This window comes from Prevotella heparinolytica, assembly GCF_004342845.1.
GTDB lineage: Bacteria > Bacteroidota > Bacteroidia > Bacteroidales > Bacteroidaceae > Bacteroides > Bacteroides heparinolyticus.
Genome location: NZ_SLXB01000006.1, coordinates 16,316 through 29,404, shown reverse-complemented (window position 1 = coordinate 29,404; position 13,089 = coordinate 16,316). Strand labels below are relative to the sequence as shown.

At 51.6% G+C, this 13,089-nt stretch carries 7 protein-coding genes; 1 reads left to right on the top strand and 6 read right to left on the bottom strand.

Going from position 1 to position 13,089, the window contains the following annotated elements:
- Positions 1 to 153: 153 nt before the first annotated feature.
- From EV202_RS04615 to EV202_RS04590, 6 genes are all read right to left on the bottom strand, one after another.
- The gene (locus EV202_RS04615; RefSeq protein WP_131925774.1) at positions 154 to 2,154 is read right to left on the bottom strand and encodes a glycoside hydrolase family 127 protein; all 2,001 of its coding nucleotides are present in this window, start codon (positions 2,152 to 2,154) and stop codon (positions 154 to 156) included.
- 161 nt (positions 2,155 to 2,315) lie between these two features.
- Positions 2,316 to 4,841 carry an alpha-L-arabinofuranosidase C-terminal domain-containing protein gene (locus tag EV202_RS04610; RefSeq protein ID WP_394364508.1) on the bottom strand — a complete coding sequence of 842 codons (2,526 nt, stop codon included), beginning with the start codon at positions 4,839 to 4,841 and terminating at the stop codon, positions 2,316 to 2,318.
- Positions 4,842 to 5,234: 393 nt separating this feature from the next.
- Positions 5,235 to 7,181 carry a glycoside hydrolase family 97 protein gene (locus tag EV202_RS04605; RefSeq protein WP_131925772.1) on the bottom strand — a complete coding sequence of 649 codons (1,947 nt, stop codon included), beginning with the start codon at positions 7,179 to 7,181 and terminating at the stop codon, positions 5,235 to 5,237.
- 357 nt (positions 7,182 to 7,538) lie between these two features.
- On the bottom strand, positions 7,539 to 8,663 hold the full coding sequence (locus EV202_RS04600; RefSeq protein ID WP_131925770.1) for a glycoside hydrolase family 88/105 protein: 1,125 nt from the start codon (positions 8,661 to 8,663) through the stop codon (positions 7,539 to 7,541).
- Positions 8,664 to 8,727: 64 nt separating this feature from the next.
- Positions 8,728 to 10,065 (bottom strand): alpha-l-rhamnosidase, encoded by a 1,338-nt coding sequence (locus EV202_RS04595; protein ID WP_131925768.1) that lies wholly within the window; start codon positions 10,063 to 10,065, stop codon positions 8,728 to 8,730.
- Positions 10,055 to 11,311: a DUF2264 domain-containing protein gene (locus tag EV202_RS04590; protein ID WP_106069923.1), complete on the bottom strand. Its 1,257-nt coding sequence runs from the start codon at positions 11,309 to 11,311 to the stop codon at positions 10,055 to 10,057. The genes EV202_RS04595 and EV202_RS04590 overlap by 11 nt, the downstream gene beginning before the upstream one ends.
- 166 nt (positions 11,312 to 11,477) lie before the next feature.
- Between EV202_RS04590 and hemW the strand changes: the two genes are divergently transcribed.
- Positions 11,478 to 12,605 (top strand): radical SAM family heme chaperone HemW, encoded by a 1,128-nt coding sequence (gene hemW, locus EV202_RS04585; protein WP_131925766.1) that lies wholly within the window; start codon positions 11,478 to 11,480, stop codon positions 12,603 to 12,605.
- The last annotated feature ends 484 nt before the right edge of the window (positions 12,606 to 13,089 follow it).

The following is a 13,089-nucleotide window of genomic DNA, read 5'->3' as shown; positions in this document are numbered from 1 at the left end:
GACTTCCCAAAGGAGTGGGCGGCGACTTCCCAAAGGCGTGGATAATGACTTCCCAAAGGCGCGACGCACGACTTCCCAAAGGCGTGGGCAGCGACTTCTCAAAGGCATGGCGCACGACTTCCCAAAGGCGCGACGCGCGGCTTCCAAGGGCTGTTAAGGCTTTGCCGAAGCTGCACCGACTTCTATCGGCAACCACACATCCATGCGTCCCTCTCCGCGGTGCGCCCAAGCGTAATATGGAATCAGCGTAAGCTTTACATCCTTTACGGCCAGTTTGCCCGATGCATCGTAGCTTAAAGCCTGCGCCTCTGTCGTGATTTCGTCGATGTCGCAAAGCATATCCGGTCTTTCCACCACCTGGAATTCGGGTTGCCGGTTCAAGATAACATTGTTCAGGTTGAAAGCGTTGTCCGGCCATTCGGCACAATATACAAGAGGGCCGCGCTCCACAGCCACACGACCTCGGTCGGCCCCCACCTTGTCGTTGGCTTTCACCACACGCACAGGCATGTCGAAGTGAATCTCCACCACATCCCCTTTCTTCCACTTACGGTCTACGCAGAGGTAACCATTGGCCAACTCGCCCTGTACCGGGCTACCGTTGACCGACACCCGATAGAGGGGTTTCTGATTGTCGGCATAAAAATACAAATCGCTCGGAAGCACACTGCCACGCACCCATCCCGGAATGCGGATGTTCATGCCGAATTGCCCGCCACCTTTCGTCACCGTCAGGCGAATGTCTCCATTCCAAGGATAAGAAGTCTGCTGTTCAAGCACGACGTCTTTCTTGTTAACCTTCAACGCAGCCCGGTTGGACAGGAAAAGATTGACATACACTTTATCGTCCTTCACCGCATAGACATATCCCGGAAGCGAAGGGATGAAGCGGCTGATGTTGCTGGGGCAACAGGCACAACCGAACCAAGGCTGGCGGGTAATGGTACGGTCGGCATTGAACCTGTACTTACCGTCGCAAGACAAGGGGTTAGGATAGAAGAACTTACCCCCATCCAGCGAAACGCCCGAAATCAATCCGTTATAGAGTGTACGCTCCAGCACGTCGAAGTATTTGGCATCGCCATGCAGCAAAAAAAGGCGATAATTGAGGTAGACATTGGCAATGGCCGCACAGGTTTCGTTGTAAGCCGTCAGGTTGGGCAACTCATAATTGTCGCCAAAAGCCTCACCCTGATGACGGGCACCGATACCGCCCGTGATGTATAGCTTCTTGCCGACGATGTTCTCCCAAATCTTGTCGATAGCCTTGATGTAGGAACTGTCGCCCGTGATGGCAGCCACATCTGCCATGCCTGAATACATATAACCGGCACGAACGGCATGCCCCACCGCCTCATCCTGCTCCAAAACCGGCAGGTGCGACTGGGAATAGATATCTTTTATAGTAGTCGTTCCGCGTGCATCAAGGAAAAACTTGGCCTGCTCAAGGTATTTCTTGTCGCCCGTCACCGTATAAAGACGCACCAATGCCATTTCGGCTATCTGATGTCCCGGCACAAGGCGTTTTTGCCCCGGTTTATCACCGATATTCTTGCAGACACAATCGGCATAACGGATGGCAATGTCAAGGAAATTCCGCTTACCCGTAGCCTGGTAATGTGCCACAGCACCTTCCACCATGTGCCCTAAGTTGTAGAATTCATGGCTTAACACTTCTACCTTCGTCCATCGTTCCGGTCCCGACCAGCTATGCGGATGCTTCGGATTCATGGTGCGAGCCGTATAAAGGTAGCCATCCGGCTCTTGAGCAGCGGCAACGATGACGAGTACACTGTCTATATACTTCTTCAACTTTTTGTCCGGATAAGTCTGCAGCATATAGGAAGCTCCCTCGATAGTCTTATATACATCCGTATCGTCGAAAGAAAAACCTCTCACCTTATATTCATCACTGGGGTGAGCAGCCTTTACAAAATTCTCGTAACGTCCGGTCTCCTCACACTTGCTGAAAGCCAACGGAACTGTCACTTCACGACTGGCCTTGAGACGTTGTCCCCAGAAACCATCCACCACCTTGACGGAAGTAAAGGGAACCGGATCTATCGGATATCCCGTGTGAATGGTTTTCCGCTTCTGCGCCGACACTGCACCGGCCATAGTCGCGGCAAGTGCCCATACTAATACTCTTTTCATGGTTTCTATCAGATTAAGTTAAATTCTTCGTCACTCCTAAAACTGTTTAGGGTGCATTTCAGCTTCCACTTTCTGCCTTCTATCTATTTTTCGTAGGAACGCCCGGATGATGCGCCCAATGAGTACAGATTAAAAGACCGAAAATGAAATCAAAACAGCACCTATTTCTTCTCTCCCTGCCCGATGCGTATCACCGTAAACGAATAGGGAGGCATCTCATAGGCAAATTCCTCTCCGCCAATCTCGAAAGGAGAAGTTACAGGCTTGGCATCCTTACTTTGCGGTTCACCCGTCAAGAGCGTTTTTGTGGCAGATGGGTCCACTAAAGCCCCCCCCTCCAACCGTATGCGGGAAGCGACCTTCACGGGAAGCAGATTGACAAGCTTCACGATATAGTCACCACGAGCTTTATCTTTCACCACCGATACGCCGACACGCTTCCGCACGCCATCCGGCTGATTGTCCAGACTGACCACAGAGGGCAGATACTCGGACCCGGAATGTTGCCCATACATTTGCTGCACATAGTAGCTCACCGTAGGCTTCACCTCCGTATTATTGAAGTAAATCAAATCCGGATTCCACTGTGTATGTCCTTCTTTGGCTAACAACGGGGCATAAGAAGTCATAGATACCACGTCCCCGTTCCGTTCCACAGAAGTAAGGTACAAAGCCTCCGTCAAAGCCGTTTCGATGTTGTTGTGCCTGCCCGATACATGAGAAGCATATTCTCCCAAATACACCTTCGGTTTGTTCCGGTCGTAGCGGTCGTAGTAATCCTGATTATGGATGAGCCAGCCCGGCTCCACGTAGTAATGCTCGTCCACCACAGGCACACCGAGGCGTGTGGCCAGTTTCCACCCTTCTTCATAATCCGTACCTTCATAGAAAGGGCCTACTGTCCCGATGACTGTTATTTCGGGATGCTTCTCCCTGACAGCATTGTATATCAGCGTAAAGCGTTCTTCAAAGACATCGGTTATCATGTCTTCGTTACCGATGCCGATGAACTTGAGGTTGAAAGGTTTCGGATGGCCTGCTTCGGCACGCACCTTCCCCCATTTCGTATGACGGGCATCTCCATTGGCATACTCTATCAGGTCGAGCACATCCTGAATATATTTATCCATCTCCTCCATCGGGATGCCGCCCTGCTGCCCCATGCAGGTCAGCTCGTCCGTTGAATGATGGGCACACGTACCGGAGTTCTGACAAGGTACACCGGCTGCAAGCACAGGCAACGGTTCGGCACCGATGTCTTCGCAATACTGGAAATACTCAAAATAACCCAAACCGCGTGTCTGATGATAGCCCCAAAGATTGCGCAAAGGCTTGCGGGATTCAAGAGGGCCGATAGAGCCTTTCCAATCGTATATATTGTCCACACCGTCTCCGTGGGCCACGCATCCGCCGGGGAAACGAATGAAACGGGGATGCAGGTCGGCAAGTGTCTGCGCCAAATCGGCACGTAGACCGTTCTTACGCCCTTTGAACGTCTCTTGCGGGAAGAGAGAAACCATGTCAAGCGCATACTTGCCTGCCACCTGAGGATAGATAGCCAAAGAAGCGACAGGCACGTCAGCCGTTGCCGTTACAACAGTCTTTTGCTGTTTCCAGTCTTTTGAGGAGATAGTGACAGACGATTGTCCTATCACCGCACCGTTCGTATCAAGCAACTTCACCACCACCTTGCCTCCCTTACCTTCAAGAACCTTACCAAAGAGGGAAAAATCATAGCGTGCACCTTTCTTTACGGCAATGCCGTCAAAACCGCTATTCACAAGTCCTGCCCCCGGGGCAGATCTCACTTCCAGCACCGCATAATGCGGATTATTGGGATGAAGCGGGCTAAGTGTTTCAATGTTGAGCGTTGCAGAACCGGCATCGGCCAATGCCCAAGAATGCGTACTATTCCAGTTCCGGTCATTACCACGATCGGCGGGAGCATATTCAAAGTCGCGGTTCTGAATCAGCTCCGCATACAATCCACCGTCGACGGCATAATTGATGTCTTCAAAGAAGATGCCTATCAAATGATCGCTTATCTTTTTGCCCGCTTCAGCCTTCACCGTGACGGTAGCCTGCAACGGTTTCAATCCGGCAAGGCGCACAGGGTCTTGTGCCATGCGTTCGGCATTCTGCAATGCACGATAGCGTTTATGCTCGGCATAGCGGATGAGTTGCCCCACCGTGTTGTATGCCACTTTCTGTACCCAACCGTCCTGTTCCACTCCATTTATCAAGACTGTCTTTGCCAACGTGGGATATACATCTTCGGGCACGAATTTATCGAGGTCGGACGGTGCAAAGTAGCTCTGACGTCCCCACTTCTGCAAGTCGGAAGAAGAGACGTAGGCCAGCGCCTTACCTGTCTCCGTAGCCGACCATATACAATGCCAACGTCCGTCGGTACGGCTCTGCATCAGGTGCGGCTTGAACATTTTCTTTGCCCTTCCCCACGGACCGAAATCCGAATTGACATAGGAAAAACCGTCGGCCACACTAAACCATTTGCTTTCATCGGCACTCCAGGCAAACCGTAATCCACCACCTCCATCCCGATGGGAATAGGAAAAGAGATAGACCGAATCGGGTTCATTCGTCACACGGTTCGTTCCGGCTTGCGAAGTAGCAGCCACAGCCGACAGCAAGCCGGCAAACAATATATTGAGAAGTCTTTTCATCATATTCATATTCATATTATTATGTATTTACTGCTTATATACCTGAATTCGGGATAAGAAGCAGGTCGATAACCTCAGCCGGAGGCTTGTGTTTCAAAGTCAAAGTTCGTTGGTTATCAAGCGTTTATCCCTATCCCGTCAGAGGCTTGTGTCTGACGGCTCAAACACTTGTGTCTGTCACGTCAAACACTTGTGCCTGTCGGCTCGGACACTTGCCTCTGTCACGACAAAGGATTGCAGCTGTCAAAACAGGGGGGGAGGGAGGCCGGCGTAAAAGACTCTCTTCTGACTAATCGCTGTAAACCGGTGTATTCAGGAAATGTCCGCCCGACAGGATGCAGCCCCTCACTTTAGCAAAAGCAACCGTCTATACTGAACTCAGGTGCTTATATGTATCTACTGTACCAGTACGACACCACCCATAGGCCGAACGGTGATCTGCATCGTACCGTCGGCCTTGACTTTCTCCGCCTTCTGCTGCGGTTGCAACTTCTTATCATCAAAATAAAGGGAAACATTTTCTCCGGCCTTCAACATCGGAAGAGGCAGTTTTAGGTTCAACACCTCGTTCATGGCATTGATGGCAGCTACATACCACGTATCACCGTGACGACGGGTCAAAACGACATACCTTCCCGGATAACCGTCGACCAGGCGTGTCTCGTCCCAAGTGGTAGGCACCTTCTTCATGAAATCGAGACAGAGTCGGGGAGCATCTGTCAGGTTGTTGGGAGCCAAAGCAAAGTTCTGGATGGGGTTTTGGAATAATACGGAAGTAGCCAACTGGAAGATGTCCGTTGTACGGCGCACCGTCCCTCCATTGTTGTCCCGGTTCAGACGTTTGTTCAAGACCACACCTCCAAACTCCATGCTTCCTACGGCATTGCGAATGAAAGGGTGCAGGCAGGCATTGAACGCCTCGTTATCGCAAAAGTGCTGATTGAAGACAAGATTCTCCGAGGCCAGTACCGCCTCACTGCCCACATAGTTGGGATACATTCGTTCCCAACCTCGAGGCAAGGTGCAACCATGAAATATCACCATCAGCCCATGGCCGTCGGCATCGCTCAGAATCTCTTCGTACAAGCGCATGGTCTCCTGCTTATCTCCTCCGAAGAAGTCTACCTTGATACCCTTCACGCCCAGACTTTGCAACCAACGCATCTCTCGCTTGCGAATGACGGAGTTGTCCATTCTGTTGATAGGCCCTTGCTCGATATCGTTCCAGTAACCGCTCGAACTGTACCATAAGAAGACATCCACACCTTTGCCGCGGGCATAGTCAACGAGTTGCTTCATACGTCCGTGACCGATATTCTTATCCCACCAATTATCCACCAATACATATTCATATCCCATGACCGCCGCCAAATCAATATAGCGTATCTGGTCATCGTAGTTGATGCTTCCATCCTGCCACAGTATCCAGCTCCATGTGCCGCGTCCCATCTTATACTCATGCACCGTTGCATAACGCGGTTCCACCACATCCCAAGGAACGGTAGTCTCCACAATAGGCCTTAAGTCTTCGCCTACCGTTATGGTGCGCCACGGCGTAGAACCGGGCAGCGCAAAGGCCGGTTCCACCGTTCCGTTCCCGTTGTTTTCATCGTACATCGGGAAAGCAATGCTGTATAAGCCATCATGGGCGTCACTCAACCGCGAGCCGCAATAGCGGCTGTCCACTCCGGTCTCACTGACCAGCACCCAACCTTCTTCGCCCACCCGGAACAAACAGGGGAAAGTATATCCGTGACCGAATTGCGAACGCACACTCATCGGAGCATCTACTTGATATTCCTCTTCGTAGCTGGGCTTCGTGCGTTTCCAGCCTATCATTGCATCACTCTGCGGAGTAAGAAAGGTGGTGGTATGTGACGGAAAGCGGAATCCCGTCTTCTCGCTGCCTACCCTGACGCTTCCTTTGTCGTCTTCCCTGGGCAGTGTATAGCGGAAAGCAAGGTCGTTATGACTGATGCGAAACGTTATTTGCACATTCTTTCCTTCGGCATTGACAAAAGAGCAGAGCAATTCGTTTGCCCGATAATTTATCTCAGAGGTCTTGATGCGCGACTGCCGGTAGGAGGTATCTATGGGGGTGACTTTATGTTCTTTCAGCGTCAATCCCTTGCTGAAATCGCCCACACTCGTTGTCATGCCGAGGGGAGAAGCTTCCAGCATCTGCTTCTCATTATAAGATACGGCATAGCATGCTTCGCCGCCGTCAGAGCACGATACGGTCAATTGCAATTTGCCATCAGGCCCTTTCACCACCAAATTCTGCGCCGACAACGGCAAGACCGCCATCAGCAAAGCGGCAAAAACTTTCAGTCTGTTTTTCATGATTGATGTATTTAATAATTTTCTATCAACGATTGCCCGTAAAATAAGTGAAGAGATAGGCTCCGTACTTTTCTTCTGAAGCAAGTTTAAGACCGGAGTAACAGGGAAGGGCAAATAAGGATAGCAGCAAAGCCAAAAGACTTACATAACAAAAAGTACTTTTCATGGTTCTAACTATTGTGGTTTTATATCAAACAGCATTCTGGGTGTAAAAGTAACACCTATCATTCATCATACAAAATAAATAGATATGTTGCGTAACATATACACTTATTAAAAGCCTGTTTTATTTTCATCTAAAAGAGTCCTCAAGAGCACACCGAGCAAAATCCGAACAGGCTTCTGAGGCTCATCCAATCAGCGATTCAGGAAACGCACCATCTCACAGGCAGCCAGCAAAAAGGCTCCCACACCGAAGTTAGCCGTGGAATTGGCATCCACCACTTGCCCCGGAATGGCTTTTTCACCGATCGGCTGCACATACCCCACACGTCCATCGGGCTGCAAAGCCACGGTGATAAGATAGTTCCATGCTTTCATCACCACGGATCGGTAGGTGTCCTCGTCCAAAAGTCCGTTGTTCATGCCCCACAACAAACCATAGGTGAAGAAAGCCGTTCCGCTGGTCTCCGGACCGGGAGCATGTTCGGGGTCGAGCATGCTACGTGTCCAGTAGCCCTGCGGCTGTTGGCAGGCAGCCACAGCCTCGGCCATCGCCCGGAAACGGTCGGCATATTCCTGCCGATACGGGGCTGTTTCAGGAAGATCTTTCAGTACCTTTGCCAGTGCTGCCAGCACCCAGCCGTCGCCACGTGCCCAAAAATCTTTCTTACCATTCACGCTTTTATGTTTGGGATAGACATACTTGGCATCGCGATAGTAAAGCCCGGTCTCTTCATCGTACATAATGTCGTTGGCATACGCCCAATATTCATGCAGTTTATCCAAGTAGAGCGGATTTTTGGTAATCCGATACATCTTGGTCATGACGGGCATCACCATATAAAGACCATCGGCCCACCACCAGTAATCGTTTTCAGCCGTGCTCATCTGATACTCCATCACTTCACGCGCACGGGCTATCTTGGCTGAATCCGGTTGAACGGAATACAAGTCGGCGTATACTTGAAAGCAGACCTGATAATCGCCGAAGAGCACGTATTCGTCGCTCTCGCCATAGCCGTATTTCCATTCGGCCTTATTATCGGACTTGGCTCCCTTCCATCCATTGTGCTCGGCCCACGCTCTGGAATACTCGTAATATCCGGAATTGCCAGTCAGGAAGTATGCCTCCATATTTCCGGTATGGTAGGCCGCATTATCCCAAAAGGAACGGCCATGCGCGGGATGCGACTTCTGCCAATAAGCATTCACTTTGTCTATGATGCCGAGAACTTCATCGGCTTTCGGCTCGTTCGCCGTGCACGAAGTGTTTGCCAAACAAAAGGCAAAAACCGGTAGCATAAAAAATATTTTCTTCATCTTCTTTTATCAATAACAAACTATTCAACACTCTACACACCAGAGATGCGTGGAGAAAACTTCATCATTTCAATACCTCCAACACATATATGGGCTGGGCGGCAATCTCTACCGCCTGTTCTCCGTCTCCCTGCATTGTTTTCTGGACGAACAGATGCAACAGGCGTTTCTGCTTCCACAGCTCCGTGTCGTGCGAAGGTTCCCAAGCATCTACCGAGAAACCGGTCAAGTCGCAGATGTTCCATCTACCCGTCACAACATCTTCGGTATGCGCCACAGACACACGGCTACCCCGCTCCACATCACGGAAGAGGTAGAAAACCTCACCTTTATCCACCACAATGCGCGGACGGGAAACCGGAATCATCTTTGTTCCTCCCCCTTTCAATGAGAAAGGAGTGCGACGAGAGGAGACTTGACGGATATTCCACTTCTGCCCGTCGTGCCACACCACGCGATATTGAGGAACGTCACTATCCGCATCCCTCCAATAGGAGGCTATGTAGGGATTGCCCCCGGCATCCGCACTCATACCGGTCTGGTTGATCAACTCCGATTCCTGCGGGATGCGACAGACGTATTCGGCGTTTGCCGCACGGATGGGAAGTTCATACTTTTCACCGTCCGACTTATACCACGTGACACCGTTGTCAAACGAGCGGGCATAGCACAAATCGTGGTTCGTTTCCACATGCCACGTTTCCCTCCACACCCACGACAAGTGGATGGTTCCCCGTTCGTCGACATACATCTGCCAGTAGGCACTCCGCTGCTCCTCGCCGTCTATCAAGACGTCTTGTATGCGATGCCACTTCCGGTTTTTCACATCATAACCGTTCAGCACCAGATTGCCCCTACCGGACGAACCGGAACGGTAGGCAAACAACAGGTTTCCTCCGGGAAGCAAATAAAACTCAGGATAGGTCACGTTGTGCTCGTCGATGCCCGTCATCGGCTTTTTCTCGCCCAGTTCCAGCGAATAAGGAGCCAGACTGCGACAATAGTTCAACGGATGCCCGTGATGGTCGAAAGCCACATGGAGATAACCGTCGCCATCCAGCATGATGCTGACAACATTATGGGCATCTTCCACATTTCCTTTATACTGCGTGCGGTGCAGCGTCCATTGTTCCGAACCTGCCGTCCGCTTGCCCAGCGTCAGGAAGCCGTCGCCATCATAATATCCGATGTATTGTTCATCACCATGCGTCACCACGGAGTTGTTGCGAAATATGGTGGTATTGACGGAAGTCCGGCTATAACCTTTCCCCACTTCCACCAAACGCACTTCGGGCTGAAAGCCGATGCCCACGCTTTGAGCGGACAATGTGCCCCAACTGCTGCCAATCCCAAGCACGACCGGAACGAACAGCCGCAACCATCTTTTCGCCTTATTTCTCATAGAAAGCATGGTCTTTGGGGAAATCTTCTCCTCCCCATGCCTTTTTCGAAGTCCACGGAAGGGAAGCATCTGTCCAGAAAGGATGGTCGGCAGGCAATCCCAGCGGCAAGAAAGCCAGCGAGGCCATATACAAGCTGCCGTTATTCGTGTACCAATCCGAGATGTTGGGTTGCGAGCCATTGAAGCCCAATGTGAGGAATCCCTGTTCGTTGAAATTGCGGTCGTCGGCAAACATGCGTTTGATAACGGCAGTCATGGCAGCACGCACCTGTCCGCCGGGCAACTCTTGGGGCAGCCAGCCGCGCCATGCCAGCAAAGCAAGTGGCTGAAGGATGCCCGTACGATAGGTGATGGAACGTCCGAACACCGGGAACGCTCCTTCGGGAGAGATGAAGCGCTCCAGAATAAGACCAAAACGCTGCATGCGCTTCTGCGCACGCTGGAAGTTACAGTCGGAGGCATTCCACACCCGGTTCTTACCGCTATCGGTGAAGACCTCAAGGCACTCCACATACATGGGATGCAGCACATAGCTGTTATAATAATCGAAAGCAAAGCCCGGCCCGTCGGAATACCAACCGTCGCCCACATACCACTCTTCCACCTTGCGAAGGGCGGAAACAATGCGATAGGTGTCACTCTTAGCCCCTGCCTTGCGCAGGAAGCACTCCACGGTGGAGGAGAACAACAGCCAGTTGGTGTAGGGAGGGTCTACACGGCGCAGCCGGGTGAACTCTTCGATGTAACGCTGTTTCGTCAGACCGTCCAGCGGCAACCACAGGGACTCATAACCGCGCAGAAAGCTTTCGGCCACGTAAGCAGCATCCACCAAGGGCTGGCCTTCCTTGCGCCACAGCAAGTAATCCCCGCTTTCGGGGTCTACGGCCTGCACGTAGCTTTTCAAAGCCCACTCACGCAGCTGCTTGCGTTGCTTGCCTTCGGCAGTATCGTCGTCAGGCAAGGAGAGCCAGGGAGCCAGACCTGCCATCAGGCGGCCGAAGCATTCCATGTAGGTCACACGCTTGTCCCGTCCATCCCAAGTGGGGCTGAGCTCCACCAGCATGCGTTCCTGAAGCTTTCCTTCGCTCATGCCGGACAACACGGGAGCGGCCATCCGATAGAGCACACCGCACCAAAGCTCACGGTCGGTCACTTCTTTTTCTTTCTTATTTTTGGCTGCCACGTCGTGCGCAGGCAGCAACAGGACTGCCGCCAAGAGCAGCCACAGGCATTTCATTGTTTTCATGATATCTGTTTAAGTCGTTTTTCCATGTTGCAAATTTACACTCTTCCCATCGGTTTATACATGCATAATTATTTCAAAAAGGGTAAAAATTCAGTCAAACCCCTGCCCGAAGCATCACATTCTCCCCTCAAAAACTTATTTTTGCAACAAAATTTTCATCAGCATCATGGCAGGTATCTACATTCATGTTCCTTTTTGCGAAACGCGTTGCATCTATTGCGATTTCTACTCCACTACCCGTTCGGAATTAAAATCGCAATACGTCCGTGCCCTTTGCCAAGAACTGCGGCTGCGCAAAGACTATCTGAAAGGAGAGCCGGTGGAGACCGTCTACCTTGGAGGTGGCACTCCCTCGCAACTGGCCGAAGAGGACTTCAGGCAGATATTCGAAACCATCGAATCCGTCTACGGACTGGAATCCACCCACGAGATAACGCTCGAAGCCAATCCTGACGACCTGACGGAAAAGTATGCGGCCATGCTGCACAGCCTTCCTTTCAACCGCATCAGCATAGGCATACAGACTTTTGACGATGCCACGCTGAAACTGCTGAATCGCCGGCACGATGCCCGGCAGGCCGTAAGAGCCATAGCGCATTGCCGGGAAGCCGGTTTCGGAAACATCAGCATCGACCTTATCTATGGCCTGCCGGGCGAAACGGACAGCCGATGGGAACACGACCTGCAACAAGCCGTCAGCCTCGACGCAGAGCACATCTCCGCCTACCACCTGACGTATGAGAAGAACACCCGCATCTATCAAATGCTGAAAGCCCGCCGCATCCACGAGGTGGACGAGGAGAGCAGCACACGCTTCTTCGCCATGCTGACCGACAAGCTCGGCGCGGCCGGATACGAACATTACGAGATATCCAACTTCTGCAAACCCGGCATGTATTCGCGCCACAACACTTCCTACTGGAAAGGCATTCCTTACTTGGGCTGCGGCCCCTCGGCACACTCGTTCGACATTGACACGCGAGAGTGGAACATTGCCTCACTAAGCCGCTACATCCGCTCCATGGAGACCGGACAGCACACCTGCGAAACCGAGTATCTGGACAAGCCCACCCGTTATAACGAATACATCATGACCTCTTTGCGCACCATGTGGGGAGTATCTTTAGAAGAGGTGAAGCAGAGGTTCGGCACCGAACTATGGCAGCATTGCATAAACACTGCCGAACCTTACATAAGAAGCGGCAAACTGAAAACGAAAAACCAACACCTGCGCCTCAGCCATACAGGTATCTTTATCTCCGACGGCATCATCAGCGACCTGATGTTTGTTTAAAGGCAGTTCCCATTTCGCCCGACACGCTTCCGTCCGGCCGTTATATGGGTAAAGGCGTCCCTTTTGTAAAGGATTATCATCCTCACCAAATCCTGCGATTTCTCCGACACCGAGGAACGATGCTTTCCACACCGAGGAAGACATTACCTGAGCCCGGGACAAGAAGCAGGTCGATGACCTCATCCGGCGGCTTGTTTTTTTTAAACCAAATCCCACTGTTTATCAAGCGTTTACCCCTGCCCTGTCAGATACTTGCGTCTGACGGCTCAAACACTTGTGTCTGTCGGCTTGAACACTTGCGTCTGTCACGACAAAGGCTTGCAGCTGTCAAACAAGGGGAGGGCATTCGGCGTAAAAGGCTCTCTTCTTTTCTGCCTGACCGCTACGTACCGGTGCATTCAGGAAATATCCGCCCGATAGGATGCAGCCCCTCATCTGTTTTAGAAAATGGCATTATCTTTCCACATCCGGTGAAAGCTTGACG

Coding starts and splice junctions, on each gene's coding strand:
- EV202_RS04615 (WP_131925774.1), bottom strand. CDS start 2,154: ATGAAAAGAGTATTAGTATGGGCACTTGCCGCGACTATGGCCGGTGCA.
- EV202_RS04610 (WP_394364508.1), bottom strand. CDS start 4,841: ATGATGAAAAGACTTCTCAATATATTGTTTGCCGGCTTGCTGTCGGCT.
- EV202_RS04605 (WP_131925772.1), bottom strand. CDS start 7,181: ATGAAAAACAGACTGAAAGTTTTTGCCGCTTTGCTGATGGCGGTCTTG.
- EV202_RS04600 (WP_131925770.1), bottom strand. CDS start 8,663: ATGAAGAAAATATTTTTTATGCTACCGGTTTTTGCCTTTTGTTTGGCA.
- EV202_RS04595 (WP_131925768.1), bottom strand. CDS start 10,065: ATGAGAAATAAGGCGAAAAGATGGTTGCGGCTGTTCGTTCCGGTCGTG.
- EV202_RS04590 (WP_106069923.1), bottom strand. CDS start 11,311: ATGAAAACAATGAAATGCCTGTGGCTGCTCTTGGCGGCAGTCCTGTTG.
- hemW (WP_131925766.1), top strand. CDS start 11,478: ATGGCAGGTATCTACATTCATGTTCCTTTTTGCGAAACGCGTTGCATC.